This is a genomic window from Ruegeria sp. CF8 (assembly GCF_056537285.1).
Genome location: NZ_JBQFRG010000001.1, coordinates 1 through 24324, shown reverse-complemented (window position 1 = coordinate 24324; position 24324 = coordinate 1). Strand labels below are relative to the sequence as shown.

Sequence of the window (24324 nt, the reverse complement as noted above, 5' to 3'; positions counted from 1 at the left end):
CGACAATTTGGGCGCTTGGGCGGTGCCCGCGACTCATGCAAAATCGAAGGGGCCAGACCATGCCGAAGAGAACCGACATTCAGTCGATCATGATCATCGGGGCGGGTCCCATTGTTATCGGTCAGGCTTGCGAATTCGACTATTCCGGTGCTCAAGCCTGTAAAGCGCTGCGTGAAGAAGGCTACCGGGTCATTCTGGTGAACTCGAACCCCGCCACGATCATGACGGATCCCGGGCTGGCAGATGCCACCTATATCGAGCCGATCACACCCGAAGTAGTCGCCAAGATCATCGAGAAAGAACGCCCCGACGCCCTGCTCCCCACAATGGGCGGCCAGACCGGCCTGAACACGTCGCTCGCACTGGAAGAGATGGGTGTGCTGGACAAATTTGGTGTCGAGATGATCGGTGCCAAGCGCGACGCCATCGAAATGGCCGAAGACCGCGCCCTGTTCCGTGAGGCGATGGACCGGCTGGGACTGGAAAACCCCAAGGCGACCATCGTAACCGCGCCCAAGCGTGAAGACGGTTCCACTGATCTGGATGCCGGCGTGCAGATGGCGCTGGACGAGTTGGAAGAAATCGGTTTGCCCGCCATTATCCGCCCGGCGTTTACTCTGGGAGGCACCGGCGGTGGCGTGGCGTATAACCGCGAGGATTACATCCACTTCTGTCGTTCGGGCATGGATGCCTCGCCAGTCAACCAGATCCTCGTCGATGAAAGCCTGCTGGGCTGGAAAGAATACGAGATGGAGGTGGTGCGCGACACTGCTGACAACGCCATCATCGTCTGTTCCATCGAAAACGTCGATCCGATGGGCGTGCATACGGGCGACTCGATCACCGTCGCCCCTGCCCTGACGCTGACCGACAAAGAATATCAGATCATGCGCAACGGCTCGATCGCCGTTCTGCGCGAGATTGGGGTCGAGACCGGTGGCTCGAACGTGCAGTGGGCGATCAACCCCGATGACGGCCGTATGGTCGTGATCGAGATGAACCCGCGCGTGTCGCGATCCTCGGCGCTGGCGTCCAAAGCAACCGGCTTCCCGATTGCGAAGATCGCCGCAAAGTTGGCGGTGGGTTATACGCTGGACGAGTTGGACAACGACATCACCAAGGTCACTCCCGCGTCGTTTGAACCGACCATCGACTATGTCGTCACCAAGATCCCGAAATTCGCGTTCGAGAAGTTCCCAGGCTCCGAACCCTACCTGACCACCGCGATGAAATCGGTGGGCGAAGCCATGTCTATTGGCCGCACCATCCACGAATCGATGCAAAAGGCGTTGGCTTCGATGGAGTCGGGTCTGACAGGCTTTGATGAGATCGAAATCCCCGGCCTGAACGTGGGCGTGTGGGATGAAGCCGACGACAAGGCTGCCGTGATCAAGGCGATCAGCCAACAGACACCTGACCGCCTGCGCACCATCGCGCAAGCGATGCGTCATGGTCTGACCGATGACGAGATTTTCGGCGTCACCAAGTTCGACCCGTGGTTTCTGGCCCGCATCCGGGAGATCATCGAGGCCGAGCGTCAGGTGCGCAAGGACGGCCTGCCGATGACCGAAGACGGTATCCGCAAGCTGAAAATGCTGGGCTTCACCGATGCCCGTTTGGGCAACCTGACCGGCCGTGAAGAAGACAACGTCCGCCGCGCCCGCCGCAATCTGGGCGTCACTGCAGTGTTCAAACGCATCGACACTTGTGCCGCAGAATTCGAAGCGCAGACGCCCTATATGTACTCGACCTATGAGGCTCCAATGATGGGTGAGGTCGAATGCGAGGCGCGCCCGAGCGACCGCAAAAAGGTCGTCATTCTCGGCGGTGGCCCGAACCGGATCGGTCAGGGCATCGAGTTCGACTATTGCTGCTGTCACGCCTGTTTTGCGCTGACCGAAGCGGGGTACGAGACCATCATGGTCAACTGCAACCCCGAGACGGTCTCGACAGACTATGACACCTCGGATCGCTTGTATTTCGAACCGCTCACCTTCGAGCACGTCATGGAAATTCTGACGAAAGAGCAGGAAAACGGCACGCTGCACGGTGTGATCGTTCAGTTCGGCGGTCAGACCCCGCTGAAACTTGCCAACGCGCTTGAGGCCGAAGGCATTCCAATTCTGGGCACCACCCCGGACGCCATCGACCTGGCCGAAGACCGCGAACGGTTCCAGGCGCTGGTCAACGATCTGGGCCTGAAGCAGCCCAAGAACGGCATCGCGTCTACCGACGAACAGGCACTTGAGATCGCTGAAGAAATTGGCTTCCCGCTGGTCATTCGCCCCTCTTACGTGCTGGGCGGCCGCGCAATGGAAATCGTGCGCGATATGGATCAGCTACGGCGCTATATCAACGAGGCCGTAGTGGTTTCGGGCGACAGCCCCGTTCTGCTCGACAGCTATCTGGCCGGTGCCGTGGAACTGGATGTCGACGCGCTGTGCGATGGCACTGACGTCCACGTCGCGGGCATCATGCAGCATATCGAAGAGGCTGGCGTTCACTCGGGTGACTCGGCCTGTTCGCTGCCGCCCTATTCGCTGTCCGCGGAGATTATCGACCAGATAAAAGATCAGGCGTTCAAATTGGCCAAAGCGTTGAACGTTGTGGGCCTTATGAACGTACAGTTCGCGATTAAGGACGATGAGATCTATCTGATCGAAGTGAACCCGCGCGCCTCGCGCACCGTGCCATTCGTAGCCAAGGCGACCGACAGCGCGATTGCCTCGATCGCAGCGCGCGTGATGGCGGGCGAAAAATTGTCGAACTTCCCGATGCGCCCTGCCTACAAAGCAGGACAGGACACCAAGATCGCGGACCAGATGACATTGGCCGACCCGGACATGCCGTGGTTCTCAGTGAAAGAGGCTGTCATGCCCTTCGCTCGTTTCCCTGGCGTTGACACCATTTTGGGCCCGGAAATGCGTTCGACCGGTGAAGTCATGGGCTGGGACCGCGACTTCCCGCGCGCCTTCCTAAAGGCGCAGATGGGCGCGGGGATGGTGCTGCCGTCTTCGGGCCGGGCATTCATTTCCATCAAGGACGCCGACAAAGGGAACACTATGCTGGAGGCGGCACAGGTTCTGGTAGACCAAGGCTTTACGCTTGTGGCGACCCGCGGCACCCAAAGCTGGCTGGACGAACAAGGCGTCGCCTGTGAGGTTGTAAACAAGGTCTACGAAGGCCGCCCGGATGTGGTGGACATGCTGAAAGACGGTCAGGTGCAGTTGGTGATGAACACTACCGAAGGCGCGCAGGCGGTCGAGGACAGCAAGGCCATCCGGTCAATCGCGCTTTATGACAAAATCCCGTACTTCACCACCGCCGCCGGAGCCAACGCCGCCGCGCTGGCGATCAAGGCGCAGGCTGAAGGGGATGTAGAGGTAAAGTCGCTGCAAGGCTGACCCACGCCGCCTGAGCTACAATTGGCTCATTCAAGTTCAAATGGATACGCGCCCGTTGACCTGGAATCAGCGGGCGCGCATTTTTTGAGGAACTAAGGAGTACGAATAATGCGCACAATTCTGGTTCTCGCTGCACTCACAATTCTGGCCGCCTGCGATGTGCCGTTTGTTCCATTGATATGATGCAACCGGATCCGGCTGTTTCGCCGGGCCCGGTCGCACCTACACTTCACGCTGCTTGCGCCTCGCGTCTTTCGTCCCGCTTGAAAAACAGCAGGTAGAAGACGGGTGCTGCGACCATCGTGAGGACGGTCGCAAAGGCCAGACCGCCCATGATGGTCACGGCCATCGAAACAAAGAACGCGTCTGTCAGCAACGGTGCCATACCCAGAATGGTCGTAATTGCCGCCAGCATCACGGGACGCAAACGAGAGACCGAAGCTTCGACGATAGACTCGCGCAGAGGTTTGCCGGTGGCACGAACAAGATCAATCTCTTCGACCAGAACAATACCGTTCTTGATTAACATACCTGACAGGCTGAGCAGACCCAGCAGCGCCGTAAAGGTAAACGGAAGCCCTGTTCCCAGCAGGCCGATGACCACACCGTTCACTGACATCGGCACCAGCAGCCAGATGATGATCGGCTGACGGATCGCATTGAACAGCAAGACCGAGATCAGCACCATGATCAGCAGGCTCAGCGGCAATTGCTTGCCCAAACTCTCCTGCGCATCGCGCGAGTCCTCGAACTCTCCACCCCATTCCATCTTGTAGCCCGGGGGCAGTTCAATGGCTTCGATGGCCTCGCGGACTTCGGCATGGACCTGCGCCGCCGTAAGCTCGGGCGGGATGTCTGCTCCGACGGTGATCGTCAGAACACGGTCGCGGCGGTGAACAAGTGTGTTGAGCGACTTGTACTCGAACCCATCAACCATCTGTTCGATCGGCACAAACCGCTCGGACTGATCCGAGTAAACCACTTGATCCACAATGGAATAATCGCCATCGGCCGGGCGGCGCAGGATGATCGGGATCTGACGATCACGTTCGCGCAGCACGCCACCGGTGATGCCGTCGGTCGAGAATTGCAGTGTAGCGGCGATGTCTTCACGCGTGACGCCGGCAGTTTGCGCGCGTTCGGTGGCATAGATCGGTTGAACTGCCAGCTCCTGCTCACGCCAGTCGTGATGGACAAGCAACGCATTTGGCGATGCTGCAGCCATACGCTGCACGGCCTCGTCAGCAAGCTGACGCAGCACGACCGGATCACTCCCCGAGAACCGAGCCTGAATCGGATCACCACCGCCAGGACCAAAGATCAGACGTTTGGTTCCAAACTCGCCTTCGGGAAACTGAACAGATCCGAACGCCTCAAGATCCGCCTGAAGTGCCGGTATGTCCTCAAGGCTTTCGGTGCGGATAATCATGTGTCCGTAGCTTGGGTTCGGCTTTTCTGCCGAATAGGTCAGCATAAATCGCGTTGCACCCTGCCCGACAAAAGTTGTGACCGAAACCACATCCTCACGTTCGGCCAGCCAGTCCTCGAACACCGCCATGTCCTGCGCTGTACGTGCAATCGGTGTGCCTTGCGGCAGCTTGTAATGCACAAAGAACAAAGGCGTGTTCGAGTTGGGGAAGAACTGCTGCTTCATCAATCCAAACCCGGCGTAGCACGCAACAGTCACGCCGATGAGGCCCGCAACAACCAGCCACCGGAAACGCAGTGCAAAACGCAAGATCGCGCCATAAATGCGGAACAAGATGCCTCCGTAAGCGTCGATCTCACCTTCTTTGCCTTGCTTAAAGAAGTAGTGACCCAGCAACGGTGTGACCGTGATGGCCAGCACCCAGCTCAGCAGCAACGAAATACCGATCACTGCAAACAGCGAGAACAGGAATTCGCCCGTTGCATCAGGGCTGAGACCAATGCCTGCAAAGGCCATGATACCGATTACAGTGGCCCCCAGCAGCGGGATTTGGGTTTTCGAAGCCACATCTTCGGCGGCATCGCGCGAGGACTTGCCGCGCAACATCGCGATCTGCATGCCCTCGGCCACCACGATGGCGTTGTCCACCAACATCCCCATGGCAATAATCAGGGCCCCCAGCGAAATTCGCTCCATCTCGATCGAGAACAGCGACATGAACAAGAGCGTACCAACCACGGTCAGCAGCAGGGTCGAGCCCACTACGATGGCGGCACGCCACCCCATGAAGATACCCAGCACGGCAACCACAATGGCCACGGACATGGCAAGATTGACAAGAAAGTCGTTCGAGGCCTGCTCGACCACAACGTGCTGCTGATAGATCGGCAAGATATCCACGCCAAAAGGAATGGCCGTGTTCAGGTCTTCGAATTTGGCGTCGACCCGTTTGCCAACTTCAACGATGTTTTCCGTAGACAGCCCGGCGATTCCGAGGGTGAAGGCTTCGGTCCCATTGTAGCGTATCATTATGTCAGGGTCGGTCTGACGGGCACGATAGACATCGGACATGTCGAACAGGTTGATCACCTGCCCCTGCGAGCCAACTGAAAGACCTGCAATGGCGGACACGCTGTCCGAACCTTCCGCGGTCAGAATAGTTGTGCGGCCGCTTTCCGAGCGCAATGAGCCTGAGGAATTGACCGAATCCGCATTGGCGATGGCTTCGTTGATCGCCTGAAGCGGAACGTTCTGGTTAACCGAGATCGCCAGGTCCGGTTCGACAAAGATGGCCTCGTTCGGCAGGCCCTGCACCTCAACGTCCGCCACACCGTCTACGGTCAACAGCTCGCGCCGTAGGAATGTGGCCAGCTCATGCTTTTCAGCGTCGGAAAACCCTTCGGCGGTAACGGCGTAGAACAGGCCAAACACGTCACCAAAGCCGTCGTTCACATAAGGTTGGCCAACACCAGATGGCAGACCACGCGCGGCGTCGCGCACTTTGGCCCTGAGCCGGGTCCAGATGTCGGGCAATTCGCTTCCATCGTAAGTCGATTTGATCTCGACCTCGATCAGAGACTGTCCGGGCTGGTTGACCGAAGTGATAACGTCCACTTCACCCATCTGCTGAATGGCGGACTCAAGCGGCTCGGACACCTCAAGCGCCACCTGTTCCGCCGTAGCGCCAGGGTATTGCGTTGCGATAACGGCGTTTTTGATTGTGAAGGCCGGATCTTCCAACCGGCCCAGCGACAGGAAACCCCAAATGCCACCAAACAGGGCAATGAGGATGATCAGCCATGTGTACAGCGGCCGATCAATTGAGCCACGAGCGATGTTCATCCGTCAGCCCCTTAATTTGCGAAACCGGTGAAACGGCGCACGGCCTGGCCGTCGGTCAGCACTGCTCCTCCCGCGACGACCACTTCGTCACCGTCAGACAGCCCCGTCAGAACCCGTACATCACCTGTTTGCGAGGGTTCGATCGTCACAGGCACGCGGCGAACAGAGCCTTCATCCGCACCGACCGGAGCAAAAACAAAAACGCTTAGGTCTCCGGTCGCATCGGCCACGATGGCCGTTGGCGGTACGAAGATTCCGCTAAGCCCATCATTAACTTGCACGTTTACAGTCACGGACGAGCCGGGGAAAATCTGTAACCCCTCAGGCGGGGTCAGACCAAACTGGATTCGAAAGGTTTGGCCAACGCTTGAGGTTTCGGCGTCGAATTCACGAACTTCCAATGGAAAAACTTCATCACTGACGGGGAACTTGGCTGTGATGCTGATGTCTTCGTTCTGACCAGAGCGTTGGAACAGGATCTCTGGCACGTCCACTTCAATGCGCAATTCAGACATGTCATGGATGCGGACGATCGGAGCACCTGCCGAGACGGTGGTGAACGCTTCTACCGCGCGGCTGGAGACCAGCGCATCAAATGGTGCGGTCAGGGTCGCATGATCCAGTTCATATTCCGCGTCCCGCACGGCAATCGCAGCCAGCTGCGCTTCGGTTTCCGAATCGTCGACTGCCACCTGACTTGCGGTTGTACCCCGTAGACGCGAGAGGCGCGCAACGGTGCGGTCAGCTTGTTCCTTTTGTAACCGAGCCCGATCCAGACGCAGTTCGAACGGTTCCTGATCCAAACGCGCGATCAGGCCATCTTTGGGGATCACAAAGCCTTCGTTGATCGGAAACTCGACGATCTGGCCCGAGACCTGAAAGGCCAGGTCAACGGTTTGACGCGCAGCCACGCGGCCAAAGAACTGGCGGGTAAAACCAGGCGCTGTTTCGTGCACCTGTATGAGTTTTACCGGTTTTGGAGTGTCTTGGGCGGCAATGGGGCTTGCCAGAACGGCCAGAGCAAGGCCGATAGAGGTCAGGAGTTTCATTTCTTCAATCCCTCGGGAATTCCCGTTTTCAAAACGTTGTCACGGATTTTGCGCGCCAGACGCGCGAACTCGGCAGTTTCTTCTTTGTTCAGACCAGAAGCCCTGTGAAAAAGACCTCCGGCTTCGGTGACCAGCATGTTGCGCGCCTCTTCACCTTTTTCGGTCAATACAAGCAACCAGGCCCGGCGGTCTTCGGGGTCGCGTTCGCGGGTCAGATAGCCAGCCTTTTCCAATGCGTCGGCAGTGGCAGTGATCGTGGACGGGACGCTGAGCATATCGGCGGCCAGCACCCCCATGCGTTTCGGCTGATCCAGTTTGATCAGCATGTGGCATTCTGGATGGTTCAGATCCGTTTCGATACAGTCAAAGGTTTCTTCAAGCTTCCAGTACAGGGCATACACCCCCATGATCGCCTGAATCTCGGGGCTGAGGCGATTAAGCCGGACGCTGGTATCATCTTGCATGTGAAGTCTCCGCGCGAGTCAGACGGCCATATACTTCGAATTTTGAACTATTCAAGATATGAAGTTAGACTTGTGAACACATTCCCTTAGGTCAACATACCTTGATCAAATCACACCATGACTGCATTTTGTGCAGATCCGAAACATTCAGGGCTCGCCATGTATACCCCCGCCATCACCGGTACCGGTGTCTTTACGCCTCAGAACGTCATCACCAATGCCGAACTGGTCCAAGCGTTCAACGCCTATGCCGACAAACAAAACGAAAAGAATGCCGAGGCTATCGCGGCTGGTCAGATGGAGCCGATGCAGCACTCCTCGGAAGAGTTCATCGTCAAGGCGTCGGGAATCGAAAATCGTTTTGTGATGGATAAGGCTGGTGTGCTGGACCCTGAGGTCATGCATCCAGCCCTGCGCCAACGTAGCGATGAAGAGCCCGGGATCATGACCGAGATGGCGGTTGATGCCTGCAAGAAAGCGTTGGCACAGGCCGGGCGTACGGCTGCGGATATCGATCTGGTGATTTGCGCCGCCTCGAACCACGAGCGTGCCTATCCGGCGATTGCAATCGAAATACAGCAGGAACTGGGCATCGATGGATTCGGCTTTGACATGAATGTCGCCTGTTCTTCGGCTACATTCGGCATTCAGGCAGCTGCAGACATGGTTCGGTCAGGATCGGTGCGCGCGGCGCTGGTGGTAAATCCCGAGATCTGTTCGGGCCATCTGGAGTGGCGGGACAGGGACTGTCACTTCATTTTCGGCGATGTGGCGACGGCGACCCTGATCGAACGGATCGAAGAAGCCAAAGGCCCGCATTTCGAAATCCTGTCAACGCGTTGCGCGACTGCGTTTTCGAACAATATCCGCAACAACAACGGATTCCTGCGCCGCTCGCGCCCGGATGGGATGATTGATCGACGCGACATGCAATTCATGCAGAACGGTCGAAAAGTGTTCAAAGAAGTGTTGCCGATGGTCAGCAAACACATCAGTGACCACATGGAATCCGAAGGAGTGGCAAATACCGACCTGAAACGCCTTTGGTTACATCAGGCGAACAAAACCATGAATGATTTCATCGGTAAGAAGGTTCTGGGCCGCACGCCAGAGGCAGATGAACAACCCAACATCCTTCAGGATTATGCCAACACCTCATCTGCTGGCTCGATCATCGCGTTTTCTAAGTATTCGGATGACCTGCAAGAGGGCGATCTGGGTCTGATCTGCTCTTTCGGGGCCGGGTATTCGGTGGGCTCGGTGATCGTGAAGCGCCACGCCTGAACAACGCCTATTTTTCGACCACCACTTTGAAAATCTGGAACGCGTCGCCGGGCGTGCCCTGAATACTTCTGAGGTAGCTCGGCACTTCGCCTTCGACCAGCCGAGTTTGCAAGCCACGCCCGTCTGACGCCCATGCCCAGAATTCAGCCCTTGGTGCTGACGTGCAGAGCATAACGTAGTCTACGCCAACCTCAGCCAAGCGCGGCGCGGCTTTGGAGGCTTCGACCCGGAACAGGTCAATGTGCGCCAGAATTCCGGCCTGATTCCGATGATAGTTTCCGCCCAGCACCGAATGGTCCGTGTATCGCAGCACATGCGCGGCAAAGTCGAAATCAACCAAAACCATGCCGCCGGGTAGACTTTGCAAAGCCGCGTAGGCTTGCGGTGTACGGCAAGATGCCCCTGTTTCTGACGCATCTTGCCCAACAGCGGCAGCCGAAGCGGCGAATGAGGGTTGAGAAAGCGCACCTATCTGTTTTTCCAAACTGATGCCTACCTTTGGCGAGGCACAGATTACAAACGCCACCATCGCTAGTCCGGTCACCATTCGACGATCCCGTGCGTAATAGACATAAAGCACGCGAAGAATCTGCGCCTGAACCGCCACGAGCGAAACGCTCAGGAAGGTCATCATGCGGGTCTGGTAGAGGAATACGACGAATCCGGCAGCAATCAAGGCCAGAAACAAGGTGTATTCCAATCTGGCCTGCGATCTTACGGCGAAGGCAAGTGCCGCTCCCATTGTGAGAATGGACATGGCGATCAAAGCCACGGCCTCACCCCTGTGTCGCTCAAGCACGACGGAAATGTTTTGAGCCTCTGCCACCTGGCTTAACCAGTAGTCCCGCATGTCTTGGGGCAGAGCGTCGATTGGATTGCTGAGACAGTGGGGTGCAATCGTAAGGGCGATTGCAAGTGTCACTACAGCAAGCGCCATGCAGGCCCCGAACCGACCCGGAACCGACCAGCCCGAACCGATCCGGGCCGCAGTCAAAAGTCCAAAAGCGGCAACACCTGCGGGCAAGGCCACGCTCAGGGTCAGGGCATCGCAGCTCGGGTAGAAAAACCCTTCTCGACCTGTTGTGGCAAAGCTGGTCAGCGCAAGTGTAACTGCCAACGCAGTCGCGAAGCCCATTGTGCGCTGACGGGAAGACGCACCATTGGCAATCCAGTCGATGGCGTAAAACACCGCAATAAGGGCGACCTGAAGGATCGACTCGGTGCCGACGGACACTGAAAGGGCCAGACAAACGCCCAGCAGCCATGCGGCATGGGGCCTTTCTTTTCGCAGTACAAAAAATGCAAGCCCCGCAGCAAAGAGAAGGATTTGAAGATTGTGGTGATCGAACGAGAAATAATCGAACTTGCGAGAATGTTCGAGTGTCAGAACTCCGATCACCAAAGCCGAGACAGCGCCTTCGCGCCCCCCCAACACACCGCCTGTCACAGCAAAAGCCCAAAGGGTTAGCGCGGCCAACAGCGCTGGCCATGCAAAGGCCGTGATCTGAAAGGCAATGTCCGGTGCCATGAACACGCTCAGTACGGTGTAAAGTCCGGCAATCGGAGCATCGACCAAACGCGACCAATGCATCAGGGTGCCACCATCGGGTCCCAACCGGTGCTGATAAGGGTCGAACCAACCCTGCCCTGCCAATAGGTCGCGCACACCAACCCAACGCATCACATCGTCAGACCCTTCGTAGTGGCCGCTGAGCGTCATTAGGACCACCAGAATCGCAAAGGCGCACAGGAAAGCCCACCGAACCACCGGGTCGGCGTGGCTGCTATAGCGCTTTTGCGATGTCTGCATGGTCTCGGATCCTCGACAGCACAGTCTGCGCCATACGTCCTATCCCATGGGCGTGACTGAATTGAGGCACGCTGCACCGCTTGGGACCATGATTTGACCGTAAATCAGTGTCACGCCATGAAGACAAAGCAACCGGCGATTTTCAGCCAGCGCGCGAGCATTCACCTAAGACGGTAGGCTCAGCTGACGCTTTCTTCTTCCAGATGCAGCTTCATCTCGATAAGGACTTGCTGCAACAGACTGGTTTCTTTCAGCAGCCGTTTGGCCTCGTTCACGGTAATAATTCCGTCTTCGATAGCAGCCTGATATTCTGTCATCAGCATCGCAAACCGCTGGCTGAGCGCGATCACGTCCGAATTTACACCGCCTGTGCGTGGTTCATCCGAGTTGCGATCACCATATGAAAGAGTGATGTTTTTCAGGTCAGCCAAAGCGGATGTCACATGCGGATAAGACGCTGCATTTTCAAGGCGAGCCACTGCATCCACGGGCATAAACCTGTCCGCATGTTCGGCGTTGTCGGAATAATACCGCCCTAATGTGGCCTTGGATTTCCCGGTAATTTCACATGCGGCCTCGATTCCGACGTCCTTGACCAATGCTTCAGTGTGTTTCTTCAGATAGGCCCCGATATCTGCCATTTTTTTACCTTTGTTACCTGCAAACGCCCGCCCGATGTCCAAACGGGGGAAAGCGTCGGGAAATTTCCCATAACTGAGTCATAATTGAAATGTCATACATTGACTATCCCTCAGATAAGCGGGGGATTTTGTGAGTGAGTGGCGGCAGTTCAAGCCGGTAACGAGTGATTGCGAGGTGGTATTGTTTGGCCTCGCTGCGTTTTGGCCACATGTTGGCCGACGGCGTCGCTGTTGCAGATGTGGGGGTTCCATCCCCTAGAGCGTAGCTCGGCCTCTGCAGAAACAACGGCGACGTCGCTCCACCAAAATGATTGCTGTCTTGTTCCTTTCCGCCAAGCGATTTAGACCCGCGACATGGCAAAGCTGTATTTCAATTATTCCACAATGAACGCGGGCAAATCGACTGTGTTGCTGCAAGCCTCGCATAACTATCGCGAGCGAGGGATGCAGACCTATCTGATGACCGCTGCCATTGACGGGCGCGCGGGCGCCGGGCGCATTGCCTCACGAATCGGAATTTCGGAACAGGCTGATACGTTCCGGCCCGATGACGATGTGTTCGCCATGATCCAAAACCGCCTGAACCAAAGCCGCGTGGCTTGTGTTTTCATCGACGAAGCTCAGTTCTTGTCGGATGATCAGGTCTGGCAATTGGCGCGTGCCGTAGATGATCTGGATGTGCCGGTATTGGCCTATGGGTTGCGGGTGGACTTTCGCGGTAAACTATTCCCCGGATCAGCCGCCTTGCTGGCCCTTGCAGATGAGATGCGCGAGGTCCGCACCATCTGCAAATGTGGGCGCAAGGCCACTATGGTGATTCGTCAGGACGAGAACGGAAAGGCCATCACCGAGGGTGCTCAGGTACAGATCGGTGGCAACGAGACCTATGTCTCGCTCTGCCGCAAGCACTGGCGCGAGGCGGTGGGCGATTAGACCGGGTTGAGCAATGCTCCGCCCGCCACAAAGGCCGCAACATTGTCCAACGCCATTTGGCCCATGCTGCTGCGCACTTCTTCTGTGGCCGTGCCCAGATGCGGTAATAAGGTGACTTTTTCCATGTCACAAAGGGCCTGTGGAACTTTGGGTTCAAACTCGTAAACGTCCAGCCCTGCCCCTGCGATCTGACCGGATTGAAGCGCCGAGATCAGGGCCATTTCGTCCACGACCTCACCCCGCGCAATGTTAACCAGAATGGCCGAAGCGGGCATCGCCTCTAGGACCTGAGCGTTGACCAGATGGCGGGTGTCAGCCCCGCCAGGAACCGCCAGCACGAGGAAGTCGACCGAGGCGGCCAGAGCCTGCAAATCGGGAATGAACTCAGCCGGGAAGTCCAAATCCTTAGCGCTACGGGACTGGTATCCCACCTGCATTCCGAAACCGTAGTGACAACGCCGAGCGATGGCCTGCCCGATGCGACCCATTCCAACAATTCCGACGCGCTTGCCTGTCACGTGATGCCCCAGCATCTGCGTCGGGTGCCACCCCTGCCACTGACCCGATCGGACCAGCCGCTCGCCCTCGCCTGCGCGACGCGCCGTGGTCAGCAGCAGGGTCATCGCGATATCTGCGGTTGCATCGGTGACAGCACCAGGCGTGTTGGTCACATCAATTCCTACTGCGCGCGCGGCCTCGACGTCGATATGATTGTAACCAACGCCGAAATTGGCCAGCAGCTTGCAGCGCAATGTACCGGCATCTGCAAAAACCTGCGCCGAGAACAAATCCCCCAGCGTTGGCAATACAACGTCGAATTCCGTCAAAGCGGACAGCATCTCCTGCTGCGTCATGGGCAGAGTGTTCTCACGTATCTCTACATCAAACTCGGTACGGGCGCGGGCCTCGACTGCCGGTGTCATCGGGCGCGTGATCAGCAGTTTCATCAGTGCATCCGTCCGCCAGTTGGAACTTTGCCATCCGGTCCAATCAGAACGATCTCGCCATTTTCATCGGGCAGGCCCAGCACCAGAACTTCGGACATGAACTTGCCGATCTGGCGCGGTGGGAAATTGACAACGGCCATGACTTGCCTACCCACCAGAGCCGACGGATCGTAATGTGCCGTGATCTGAGCCGAGGTTTTGCGCTCGCCGATTTCGTCGCCAAAGTCGATCCACATCTTGATCGCAGGCTTGCGGGCCTCGGGATAGGGTTCGGCGCGGATCACCTCGCCTACTCGGATGTCGACTTTGAGAAAGTCGTCGAAAGAAATCTCACTCACGCGACAGCTCCTTGGATCGCTCGGTTGCAGCCTTAACGGCACGGTGCAGCAGGTCGGGGAACCCCTGCTCATCATGCATCAGTACTTCAAGCGCAGCTTGTGTGGTTCCGTTCGGGGACGTCACATTGACGCGCAATTGTGTTGGATCATCCTCAGCTGCCATGGCCAACGCACCGGCTCCCGCAACGGTCGACTTGGCCAGTTTCATCGCCAGTTCCGCCGAAAGTCCTTGCGCTTCACCCGCGGCGGCAAGTGTTTCGATCAGGTGAAAGACATAAGCCGGGCCAGAGCCGCTTAACCCGGTAACGGCGTCCATCTGAGTCTCATCCTCCAGGCGCACTGTTTCACCCACTGCAGACAGTAGGTTTTCGGCCAAATTCAGATCATCGCCAGAGGCGTGGCTGTTTCCGATCAGCGCTGTGATCCCCTGACGGATGGCGGCAGGCGTGTTCGGCATCGCGCGAATGATGGGCGTGTCGCTGCCCAGAACAGTTTCAAACGTGGTGATAGGTGTGCCTGCCGCGACCGAAACAAACAGGCTTTTACCACCGCCCAGTGCCTGAATGGCTGGCAATGCCTCGCCCATCATTTGCGGTTTAACGGCCACAAGTACCACAGCAGGGGCTTCGGGCAGGGGGGTGTTGATGTTGACGCCCTGCCCTTTCAGCCAGTCAGAGGGGTACGGATCGATCACCCAAACGGACGCTGGCGGGAGGCCGTGTTCCAGCCACCCCGCCAGCATTGCGGACCCCATCTTTCCGCACCCCAGAAGCACAAGCCCCTGTTCGGCAACACGTACCATGTCCATTTGCCCCTCCCGCGTTACTAGTCGGTTTGGGGCAAAGCTTTACGCCCGGCCGTAGGCCTCTGCAATGGCCACTTGCATGGCTTCTTCTGGCTCTCGATTGCCCCAGGTCACCAGTTGGATCGCGGGGTAGTACCGCTCGGCGCTCATGACGGCGGCGGTGATCATCGTGTTGATCTGATCCGCGCTGGCCGTCTGCCCGCCTGCAAGGACCAGACCATAGCGGTAGACCATCAGCTTCTGGTTCGCCCAATAGGTAAAGGCACCTGCCCAGCATTGGTCGTTCATCTTGTTGAGCAACTCATAGAGCTGCATCTCACGCTCGGCCGGTGGCTCCATTTCGAAAGAGCACACCATGCGCAGCGTTTCGTCATAGTTGGACCAGGCCAGAGTGATTGAATACGTCCGCCACTGGCCTTCGACAGCCATGGCAATCTGATCGTCCCCAATACGATCAAAATCCCAGTCGTGATGTTCGGCCAGATGTTCAACAATGTCGATCGGATGAATGTCTTCTTCGAGATACTGCTCGGAAAGGGCCATAATGCCACCTCACTAATCTCTAGCATTTCGGGGCTGGCAGCGCCCCAGCGCTAGTTGCCTGCTCTACAAGCCGGGCTTCCCCCGTAGACCTGTACTAAATATGGTGCGATGTGGCGTGGGTTCTGACAACCCCATTTCTTGGGGATAACAGCAATAAGTTGTGGACAGTCGGCAACGCAGGTCAAAATATTGGCACTTGGACCAGCTTTGTCTTGATTAAATTCCGCAAAGCGTGAAAATACACGTCACCGCACAATCCGAGCTGGATTGCGCGGTTTTGAATGTTGCACAAAAAACTTTGAAACAAGGAACGCCGAGGCGTTATTTGTCCAGTTTTGCCTCAAGCGCGGCGATACGCGCCTCAAGTGCAGCGTTTTCTTCGCGGGCTTTCTGGGCCATGGCGCGGACGGCGTCAAATTCTTCGCGTGTTACGAAATCGCGGTCGGCCAGCCAGCGGTCGATCATTGACTTCATCGCGTTTTCGGCTTCTTCCCGCGCGCCCTGCGCCACGCCCATGGCATTGGTCATCAGTTGGGAAACATCGTCCAGGATCTTGTTGCGGGTTTGCATGTGTTCACTCCGGTATCACGGTTTATCTGTATATGGGCAAAGAATGGCGTGGGCTCAAGGTTGACTTGCCCTGCAAACCCCGGGCAATGAGACGCACATGCAGGCTGTTCTGAATTTCCCCGATCTGTCGCCCGAATTGTTCTCGATCTCGCTGTTCGGGATGGAGTTCGCGTTAAGGTGGTATGCGTTGGCCTACATTGCCGGCATTCTTATCGCCTGGCGGCTGGCCGTTGTGGCGCTGCGGCGCCCAAGCCTATGGCACGCAGATACCCCTCCGATGAAGCCTGAACAGCTGGAGGATCTGGTCACCTGGATCATTCTGGGCGTGATTCTGGGTGGCAGGCTTGGCTTTGTGCTGTTTTATCAGCCGGCCTATTACTTATCGAACCCGTTAGAGATTCTGAAAGTCTGGCAAGGCGGCATGGCGTTTCATGGCGGCCTAATGGGCGTTATCCTCGCGTCCTACCTGTTTGCCCGCCGTCATCAAATCCCCGCCCTGTCGCTGGGTGATCTGGTCGCCTACACCGTTCCACCTGGCCTGTTGCTGGGGCGGCTGGCCAACTTCGTCAATGCCGAACTGTGGGGTCGCCCAAGCGAACTACCTTGGGCCGTGGTCTTCCCCGGCTTCGCCGCGCAGGACTGCCCCGGCGTGGTCGCAGGTATGTGCGCCCGGCACCCGTCGCAGCTGTATGAAGCCACGCTTGAGGGCCTGTTGTTGGGCGCGCTGCTGCTGTGGATGGTCTATCGCAGAAGGGCCTTTCAGAAACCCGGGCTGATCATGGGCCTGTTTCTGGCCGGCTACGGCGCGTCGCGTTTTATTGTCGAGTTCTTCCGTCAACCGGATGCTCAGTTCGTGTCGCCCGGCAACCCGCTGGGGCTGGCCTGGCATGTGGGCGGCTATGGCCTGACCATGGGTCAAATCCTGTCATTGCCGATGATCGCGATTGGCCTTTGGTTCGCCCTGCGCGCGCGGCGGGCGGCATGACCCTGACCGATCATCTGGTCGCCCGCATCCGGCAGGATGGGCCGATGAGCGTGGCAGACTACATGGCCGAATGCCTGTTGCACCCCACGCTGGGCTACTACACAACCCGCGATCCACTCGGGTCCAAGGGGGATTTCACCACCGCGCCTGAGATCAGTCAGATGTTTGGAGAACTGATCGGGCTGTCCTTGGCGCAATGCTGGATGGATCAGGGCAAGCCCGCGCCGTTTACCTTGTGCGAGCTGGGTCCGGGGCGCGGCACACTTATGGCCGACATTCTACGCGCGACGCGGGGTGTACCTAGGTTCCACGATGCTGCAAGAGTGACACTGGTCGAGGTCTCACCGGTGTTGAAACAGGTGCAGGCCGAGACCTTGAAGGATTACGCGCCGACCTGGATAGGCAGCGTCGCAGACCTGCCGGACCAGCCTCTGTTTTTGGTGGCAAACGAATTCTTTGATGCCTTGCCTATTCGTCAGTTTCTGCGTGATGGCGACGGGTGGAGAGAACGCTTGGTGGGTGAGCGGGACGGCGCGCTGCTGTTTGGGCGGGGCCCAATCGGACCGCAAGCAGCGTTGAAGGACAGGCTTGCGGACACTAAAGACGGCGATCTGATCGAGCTATGTGCAGCAGCGATTCCCATTCTGACCGTTATTGCTGGTCGGATCACCAGCCATGGCGGTGCGGCTTTGATCGTGGATTACGGTGACTGGCATTCGCTGGGCGACACGTTGCAGGCTCTGCAAAACCACGAACGTGCCGATCCTCTGGCAGCGCCCGGTCAGGCCGATCTGACGGCACATGTGGATTTTGAACCTTTGGCTGTCGCAACTCGCGCTTGCGGATGTCGCCATACGCGCGTGACACCTCAGGGCGTGTTTCTGGAGCGGCTTGGCATAACGGCGCGCGCGCAGGCTTTGTCCAAGGCGCTGAGCGGTTCTGAGCTGGACGCATTGGTTGCCGCGCATCGCCGGTTGACGCACCCGGATGAAATGGGAAATCTGTTCAAAGTGATGGGCCTTTTCCCGGCCTATGCCGCCCCACCGCCAGGATTAGAGCCATGACATTGGAAATTCTGACCTCAGACTTGCTGTTACCACTGCGTCATGGGTTTTTCACCCGTCGCGGCGGAGCCTCGTCCGGCATCTTTGACGGTTTGAATTGCGGCTATGGCTCGTCTGACCAAACTGAGGTTGTGGCGTTGAACCGCAGGCGGGTGGCGGACGCAATGGAGGTTACACCTGAGGCAATGATCGGTGTGCATCAGGTCCATTCTCCGACAGTTCTGACAGTTGAAGGGCCGGTTCAGGGCGAAAGACCCAAGGCCGATGCCATCGTCACTTCAACACCTGGCCTCGCGTTGACGATTCTCACTGCGGATTGTCAGCCGGTTCTGTTTGCCGACCCAAATGCTCAGGTAATCGGTGCTGCCCATGCGGGTTGGCGCGGGGCGCTGGACGGTGTTTTGGAAGCCACGCTGGATGCCATGGAAGCGCTTGGCGCCAATCGAAACGACATCAGCGCCGTGATCGGCCCCAGCATTTCGCAGCGCGCATATGAAGTGGGCCCCGAGTTTCTGGACGCATTCATCGCCGATTCTTCAGAAAACACGCAATTCTTTGCAAACGGACAGGATGACCGGTTGCAATTTGATCTGCCCGCCTTTGGCCTGCACAGGTTGCGGAAGGCTGGCGTTGGACATGCCGAATGGACCCGGCACTGCACCTATTCCGACTCGGATCGGTTCTATTCCTATCGCCGCGCAACGCACAAAAATGAGGCCGATTACGGCAGGCTGATTTCGGTCATAAGATTGTGATTCAGGTCCAGATTTAGGCGCACTGCCACTTTTCCGCCACATTTGTTGTGTTTACCAGACTCAAGAATCGTAACGAGTTTTGCCGGCAATCAGATGGGTATCTGACGTTCGTGTTTTGAACGCTGGCGTGTTGAGTGAAAGGACTGTGCAAATTTATTTCTTGTCTGCAAAACATCCCCGTTAAGCCTTATCCGTGCCGCAAATCGCCGTCACAAAAGGTTCACACAGGATGCGGGAATGACCTTCCCGCACAATGCAGGACCAGAAATATGAAACCCAAATCCCGCTTTCTCAAAGCCATGGTTGCCGCCACTCGGGACCATAAGCTGGAAATGCCGTGGAAACGGGTATCAAGCCATTCTGCGAGGGTTGCCAGCCGTATTGCGGCCCGGCGCTGAATCAGGAGAACCCCAAGACCAAGCTGCCGGTCAAAAGACGGGGTAAACGCGCAACGGGTACGCTCCGGCCCGATGTCGCGTAAGTCGTAAGTTAAAATTTACGATTTTTTTCAGGAGTTTGTGTGTGTGCGGGCAATTGCCGCCCGTGAAGTACGAGTTTGTCTGGGGGGTCAATGTGTTGACCATTGGAAAGCGGGATTTTGTCGCCATGCGGGGCCGGAACGGTCGCCGTCCAAGGGTCTTCCATTCGTTTCAAGACAAAGAACCTGTTCGTCAGGTGGGCCTGTACGGGGGTACGCCAGGCCTGTTCGGACATTTGAGGGGACGGAATATTTATGACTATTCCTAATTCATTGGCCCGTGCGGCCAGAAATGCCATCGAAACGTCGCCCATGCTGCGGGAAGCACCGCGGCCGGTCGCAAAACCTAAGGCGCAACTGCGCCGCTATGAAGTCAGCAGCCTGCTGCCAAACGGAGACGTGGCTCAAACCCGTCACATCGCACCCGCTCTGCCGATGTTTGAAGACGCGTTTTGCGCCTTTTCGCGAGGATCGCTGGTTGAAACGGAGTACGGACCGGTTGCGATTGAGGACCTGATGCCAGGCGACACAGTTCTGACGCAGGACGGCAGCTCGCAAACTGTGTTGTGGAAGGGGTCTGTCACTCTGATCCCTGGGCGTGAGGATTCACGCGGACGGACCCGCCCGCTGACTCGGATCATGGCGGACACGTTTGGGATGCAAAAGCCGATGTCGGGCGTAATTGCCGGACCAGCGGCGCGAATCGTAGGCTCTCCGGGGCATTTGCGGCATCTACATGGCGGTGAACCGATTCTGACGCCGGTCTCTGAATTTCAGGATGGGATGGGTGTGATTGAAACAATGCCACCAACGCCAGTCGAACTGTTTCACATTTGCCTCAAACGGCATTCCGTTATTCGCGTAGATGGTTTACAGTTCGAGACATATCACCCAGGTGTGAACGCGGTTCGCATGATCAGCCATTCGTTGCGGTCGATTTATCTGAACCTGTTCGCTCATATCGAGTCGCTTAACGATTTTGGCCCGCTGCTAATGCCGCGCGCCGGAGATGGAGAGATCGACGCGATGTCAGCCTGAGCGTGATAATAAGTACTGCATTATGGGGGGCATCATGCAGCTGGTACTAAGTTGGGTTCTATCCCTTGCGGTGGCTGCGATGCTGCCACCAAACACAGCACATCCGAAACGTGTCGGCGTTACGCCATCCGGTTCATACGTTCTTCCAGAACGTCGAACGGCACGCCTGGCTCGTCTTTTGCGCCGCGGATAACAAGCGAAGTCTTGACGCTGGCCACGTTAGGCGTGGTCAGCAGTTCACCGGTCAAAAACTGCTGGAAACTGCTGAGATCGGGGGCGACGCATTTCAGGATGAAGTCGACCTCGCCATTTAGCATGTGACATTCTCGAACCAGCGGCCATTCGCGGCATCGTTCTTCGAACGCGCGCAGTTCGGTTTCGGCCTGGCTGTCCAGCCCGACCATGGCAAACACCTGCACTTCGAAACCAAGCTCGCGTGAATTGACCTCGGCATGATAGCCGGTGATATAGCCGGACTCTTCCAGTGTGCGCACCCGACGCAGACAAGGCGGTGCCGAGATGCCGACCCTTTTGGCCAGCTCAACATTGGTCATCCGACCGTCTGCCTGCAATTCCGCCAGAATCTTTCGATCAATATCATCCAGCCGAGTCGTGACCATAAAATGCTCCTGGTTTTTCGGTTCTTATATCAGCCCCCCACACGCGCGCAATAATGTTTCGCACATGCGCAATTTTCTTTGTTTTCAAATCGCTCGTTTCTTACGGATACAGCGCAGGAGGTCACAATAAGGATGGGGGTTTAAGCCGGGTCGGTCGGTCGCTATATCGGGGCGACGGGCTAACGGCCCATTTCAGGCAATTCGAGCGGGGTTAGCATGGCCGACACAAGACACACCAAGGTTCTGATCATCGGGTCAGGGCCCGCAGGATACACCGCAGGGGTTTATGCCAGCCGCGCCATGCTGGAGCCCATTCTGGTTCAGGGGATCGAGCCCGGCGGCCAATTGACTACGACGACCGAAGTCGAAAACTGGCCCGGTGATACCGAAGTACAGGGGCCGGACCTGATGGTGCGCATGCAGGACCATGCAAAAGCAATGGGTTGTGAAGTGATCGGCGACATCATCAGCGATCTGGACCTCAGCCAACGCCCCTTCACCGCTAAAGGCGACAGTGGCACAACGTACACCGCAGATGCGGTTATCCTGGCTACTGGCGCGCGTGCTAAATGGCTTGGCCTGCCGTCAGAAGAGAAGTTCAAAGGCTTTGGCGTCTCGGCCTGCGCCACTTGTGACGGGTTCTTCTATCGCGGGCAGGAGATTGTGGTGATCGGCGGCGGCAACACCGCTGTGGAAGAAGCCCTGTTCCTGACCAATTTCGCCAGCAAGGTCACTTTGATCCACCGTCGCGATGAGCTGCGGGCGGAAAAAATCCTGCAAGACCGGTTGATGAAGAATGAAAAGATCGAACCGCTGTGGTTCCACCAACTGGAAGAAGTGATCGGTACTGACGCGCCGTTGGGCGTGGAAGGCGTTCGCGTCAAACATGTCAAAACTGGCGAGATCACAGAGATCCCGTGTAAAGGTGTCTTTGTTGCCATCGGTCACGCCCCAGCGAACGAGCTGGTCAAGGACACGCTGGAAACCCATATGGGCGGCTATGTCGTTACCAAGCCGGGCACAACTGAGACTTCAGTTCCGGGTGTGTTTGCGGCAGGCGATCTGACAGATCACGTTTACCGTCAGGCCGTCACAAGCGCTGGCATGGGCTGCATGGCCGCACTGGACGCCGAACGTTTCCTGGCCGAAAACGAATAGTGGCGAGCTTTGGTCCCTGACACGGGTCGGGGACTTCCACCCTGCCGCCTTGACCCAGTCACAGTGCCGTATCAGGATTGCCACAAGACAGGCGAAAAACGGGTGAGCTTTTGAACAACGCTCTTTGGCGCGGCGGGTGGGCAACCCGACTTCGGATCGGCAGTGGCTTGGTCCTGTTTGTCTTTGCGTTTTTTCATTTCATCAATATCGGCTTGGGACTGTTTCATACCGACTACTTGCACGGGATGCAGGATGGCCGGAAAGGCGTGACGCGCCACGACGCCATCAGTGTACTTCTCTACGTGGCGCTGTTCGTGCATGCCGGTCTGGCCCTGGTATCTATCGCGCAGCGCAGGACACTGCGCATGCCATTCAGCACAGCGCTTCAGGTGGTATTAGGCCTGCTGATCCCTTTGCAGTTGATCTCACACATTATTCAGACGCGGGTCGCGCATGAGATCTATGACGTCAATGACGAGATGGGGTACATCATCATACTGATGTGGCCCAGCGTTGCCGTCTGGATGCAAAGTGCTCTGCTGCTGATCGTCTGGGTGCATGGGTGCATCGGGTTGCATATGTGGCTGCGGCTGACCAAATGGTGGTCTCGGGCGGTGCCTTATCTGATCGGTGTCGCGGTCTTTGTTCCGCTTTTCGCACTGGCAGGCTTGTTGACCGAAGGTCGTCGCATCTGGGCCGATTTTTCTGACGAATTCCTGCGCGAACAGTATATCGAGCATTATAACTGGCCGTCCCCCGAAGCCTTTCAGACGTTGTTCAGCGTCAAAGACAACGCCATGATGGCATTTTGGATGGCATTGGGCATCACGGGTCTTGTGTTTATTGGGCGTAAACTATGGCGACGCAGGCATTCTGTGCGCATCTCATATGCGAAAGGGCCTGATGTCGTTGCGGAAAAAGGTATGACTTTGCTTGAGATTTCGCAGGCCAATGGCGTACCTCATGCCGCTTTATGCGGGGGCAAGGGGCGCTGCACCACATGCCGCGTCATTGTTGAGGACGGCGGCGACGCACTGCCAGCACCTAGTGAGGTCGAGGCGCGCAGTCTGGCTGCAGTTGGCGCTTCGCCCCAGACACGACTGGCCTGCCAGATCCGCCCCACCGAGCCGACCACCGTTTTCCGTGTATTCCGTCCAGATGGTGGACGGATTCGCGGGCATGCCAGTCAGGGACAGGAACGCAAGCTGGCCGTTCTGTTTCTGGACATGCGAGGCTTTACCGCCCGCACAACGGGGCAATTGCCTTATGACATCGTGTTTCTTTTGAACCGGTTCTTCGATGCGGTTGTGCCCGCCATAACGAATGAAGGCGGTATCGTGGACAAGTATATGGGCGATGGGCTGCTGGCTGTATTCGAAAAACGCGATGCGGCGGCCTCTGCCCGTGCAGGGTTAAATGCGGCAATAGCGATCAGCCGGGCGTTGGATCACTTCAACCAACAGCTTGAGGCAGAAGGAAGCCCTGGGATTCGCATCGGCATGGGATTGCATCTTGGCGATCTGGTCGTGGGCGAAATCGGCGCGCAAGGCCACGCCGCGAAAACGATCATCGGTGATGCGGTCAATGTGGCCAGCCGCTTGGAGAGCGAAACCAAAGCTCTGGGAGCCGAATTGCTGGTTTCTGACGAACTACTGCGCGCCGCGGGTGTGGATGTGGCTCAGGCAGAGGTCCGACCCTTCGAGCTACGTGGCGTCTCAGAGCCGATTCCCGCCCTGCCAGTGACGCGCGCCTCGCAACTAGAGACAAACAGACAAAAACAGGAACAGTTATACTCTGCGTGAGGGAATTCATTCCATCCTGAGGAACCATTTCACACGACTTGCTGCCAAGTTAGAAATTCCTTCCAATTCAGGAAAAATCAGCGCATATCCTCCTTTGTTTCATTGACGCCGGTGGACTTCGCCCATCAGTCCGTGCAAATGCCCCGAAAACGCCTGATACCCACTGGCTAATCAACACTGCGATATGAGTTTTCCAATGACGATGTTAAGCAATCTGGCCCCGATCCCCGAACTCTATGTGTCCTATGACTCGGCGCAGAAACTGAAGGTTGAAGCGGCGGATCTGACCAGCCATGACCTGAGCCCGCGCCAGATCTGCGATCTGGAACTGCTGATGAATGGCGGCTTCAACCCGCTCAAGGGCT

21 protein-coding genes are annotated in these 24324 nt (G+C 57.2%); 10 read left to right on the top strand and 11 right to left on the bottom strand.

All coding sequences use genetic code 11. The features are described 5' to 3' along the window. Positions 1–59 precede the first annotated feature (59 nt). On the top strand, positions 60–3404 hold the full coding sequence (gene carB / locus ACR0EV_RS00105) for a carbamoyl-phosphate synthase large subunit (protein WP_480798243.1): 3345 nt from the start codon (positions 60–62) through the stop codon (positions 3402–3404). Positions 3405–3633: 229 nt separating this feature from the next. Here the strand turns inward: carB and ACR0EV_RS00100 are convergent, their stop codons facing one another. From ACR0EV_RS00100 to ACR0EV_RS00090, 3 genes are read right to left on the bottom strand one after another with little or no spacing between them, the layout of a single operon-like run. Then, positions 3634–6675, bottom strand: coding sequence for an efflux RND transporter permease subunit (locus ACR0EV_RS00100; RefSeq protein WP_480798242.1), 3042 nt, complete (start codon positions 6673–6675; stop codon positions 3634–3636). Between the two features lie 11 nt (positions 6676–6686). Continuing rightward, complete coding sequence (locus ACR0EV_RS00095) at positions 6687–7724, bottom strand: efflux RND transporter periplasmic adaptor subunit (RefSeq protein WP_480798241.1); 1038 nt, start codon at positions 7722–7724, stop codon at positions 6687–6689. Further along, on the bottom strand, positions 7721–8188 hold the full coding sequence (locus tag ACR0EV_RS00090) for a MarR family winged helix-turn-helix transcriptional regulator (RefSeq protein ID WP_480798240.1): 468 nt from the start codon (positions 8186–8188) through the stop codon (positions 7721–7723). Before ACR0EV_RS00090 ends, ACR0EV_RS00095 begins: the two co-directional genes overlap by 4 nt. Before the next feature lie 159 nt (positions 8189–8347). Here ACR0EV_RS00090 and ACR0EV_RS00085 point away from each other — a divergent pair, with 159 nt between their 5' ends. Next, positions 8348–9472 carry a beta-ketoacyl-ACP synthase III gene (locus tag ACR0EV_RS00085; protein ID WP_480798239.1) on the top strand — a complete coding sequence of 375 codons (1125 nt, stop codon included), beginning with the start codon at positions 8348–8350 and terminating at the stop codon, positions 9470–9472. Positions 9473–9479: 7 nt separating this feature from the next. Here ACR0EV_RS00085 and ACR0EV_RS00080 read toward each other — a convergent pair whose 3' ends face one another. Further along, positions 9480–11282: a hypothetical protein gene (locus ACR0EV_RS00080; protein WP_480798238.1), complete on the bottom strand. Its 1803-nt coding sequence runs from the start codon at positions 11280–11282 to the stop codon at positions 9480–9482. Positions 11283–11461: 179 nt separating this feature from the next. Beyond that, on the bottom strand, positions 11462–11923 hold the full coding sequence (locus ACR0EV_RS00075; protein ID WP_171091651.1) for a hypothetical protein: 462 nt from the start codon (positions 11921–11923) through the stop codon (positions 11462–11464). Between the two features lie 354 nt (positions 11924–12277). On the opposite strand from ACR0EV_RS00075, the gene ACR0EV_RS00070 reads away from it, so the two are divergent. Beyond that, the gene (locus ACR0EV_RS00070) at positions 12278–12856 is read left to right on the top strand and encodes a thymidine kinase (RefSeq protein WP_480798237.1); all 579 of its coding nucleotides are present in this window, start codon (positions 12278–12280) and stop codon (positions 12854–12856) included. Here ACR0EV_RS00070 and ACR0EV_RS00065 read toward each other — a convergent pair. The 5 genes from ACR0EV_RS00065 to ACR0EV_RS00045 all read right to left on the bottom strand — a co-directional run bounded on the left by ACR0EV_RS00065 (position 12853) and on the right by ACR0EV_RS00045 (position 16059). Beyond that, a complete protein-coding gene (locus ACR0EV_RS00065) occupies positions 12853–13803 on the bottom strand; it encodes a 2-hydroxyacid dehydrogenase (RefSeq protein ID WP_480798236.1) in 951 nt (316 codons plus the stop codon). The two genes, ACR0EV_RS00070 and ACR0EV_RS00065, sit on opposite strands and share 4 nt — an antisense overlap. Continuing rightward, the gene (locus ACR0EV_RS00060; protein ID WP_480798235.1) at positions 13803–14141 is read right to left on the bottom strand and encodes a tRNA-binding protein; all 339 of its coding nucleotides are present in this window, start codon (positions 14139–14141) and stop codon (positions 13803–13805) included. Before ACR0EV_RS00060 ends, ACR0EV_RS00065 begins: the two co-directional genes overlap by 1 nt. Further along, positions 14134–14949 carry a pyrroline-5-carboxylate reductase gene (gene proC / locus ACR0EV_RS00055; protein WP_480798234.1) on the bottom strand — a complete coding sequence of 272 codons (816 nt, stop codon included), beginning with the start codon at positions 14947–14949 and terminating at the stop codon, positions 14134–14136. The genes ACR0EV_RS00060 and proC overlap by 8 nt, the downstream gene beginning before the upstream one ends. A gap of 39 nt (positions 14950–14988) precedes the next feature. Next, a complete protein-coding gene (locus ACR0EV_RS00050) occupies positions 14989–15489 on the bottom strand; it encodes a type III secretion system chaperone family protein (RefSeq protein ID WP_171091662.1) in 501 nt (166 codons plus the stop codon). 321 nt (positions 15490–15810) lie between these two features. Continuing rightward, the gene (locus ACR0EV_RS00045; protein WP_050604795.1) at positions 15811–16059 is read right to left on the bottom strand and encodes an accessory factor UbiK family protein; all 249 of its coding nucleotides are present in this window, start codon (positions 16057–16059) and stop codon (positions 15811–15813) included. Positions 16060–16156: 97 nt separating this feature from the next. On the opposite strand from ACR0EV_RS00045, the gene lgt reads away from it, so the two are divergent. From lgt to ACR0EV_RS00025, 4 genes are all read left to right on the top strand, one after another. Continuing rightward, positions 16157–17044, top strand: coding sequence for a prolipoprotein diacylglyceryl transferase (gene lgt, locus ACR0EV_RS00040; RefSeq protein WP_480798233.1), 888 nt, complete (start codon positions 16157–16159; stop codon positions 17042–17044). Further along, positions 17041–18108 (top strand): class I SAM-dependent methyltransferase, encoded by a 1068-nt coding sequence (locus tag ACR0EV_RS00035; protein ID WP_480798232.1) that lies wholly within the window; start codon positions 17041–17043, stop codon positions 18106–18108. Before lgt ends, ACR0EV_RS00035 begins: the two co-directional genes overlap by 4 nt. Beyond that, positions 18105–18863 (top strand): peptidoglycan editing factor PgeF, encoded by a 759-nt coding sequence (gene pgeF, locus ACR0EV_RS00030; RefSeq protein WP_480798231.1) that lies wholly within the window; start codon positions 18105–18107, stop codon positions 18861–18863. The genes ACR0EV_RS00035 and pgeF overlap by 4 nt, the downstream gene beginning before the upstream one ends. A 733-nt stretch (positions 18864–19596) precedes the next feature. Continuing rightward, complete coding sequence (locus tag ACR0EV_RS00025; RefSeq protein WP_480798230.1) at positions 19597–20379, top strand: Hint domain-containing protein; 783 nt, start codon at positions 19597–19599, stop codon at positions 20377–20379. 119 nt (positions 20380–20498) lie between these two features. Here ACR0EV_RS00025 and ACR0EV_RS00020 read toward each other — a convergent pair whose 3' ends face one another. Next, a complete protein-coding gene (locus ACR0EV_RS00020; protein ID WP_480798229.1) occupies positions 20499–20999 on the bottom strand; it encodes an Lrp/AsnC family transcriptional regulator in 501 nt (166 codons plus the stop codon). A 216-nt stretch (positions 21000–21215) separates the two neighbouring features. Between ACR0EV_RS00020 and trxB the strand changes: the two genes are divergently transcribed. The 3 genes from trxB to ACR0EV_RS00005 form a co-directional block, all read left to right on the top strand. Then, complete coding sequence (gene trxB, locus ACR0EV_RS00015; RefSeq protein ID WP_480798228.1) at positions 21216–22157, top strand: thioredoxin-disulfide reductase; 942 nt, start codon at positions 21216–21218, stop codon at positions 22155–22157. A gap of 110 nt (positions 22158–22267) precedes the next feature. Further along, positions 22268–23959: an adenylate/guanylate cyclase domain-containing protein gene (locus ACR0EV_RS00010; protein WP_480798227.1), complete on the top strand. Its 1692-nt coding sequence runs from the start codon at positions 22268–22270 to the stop codon at positions 23957–23959. 196 nt (positions 23960–24155) lie between these two features. Beyond that, on the top strand, positions 24156–24324 hold a 169-nt coding region (locus ACR0EV_RS00005), incomplete at its 3' end, for a hypothetical protein (RefSeq protein WP_480798995.1).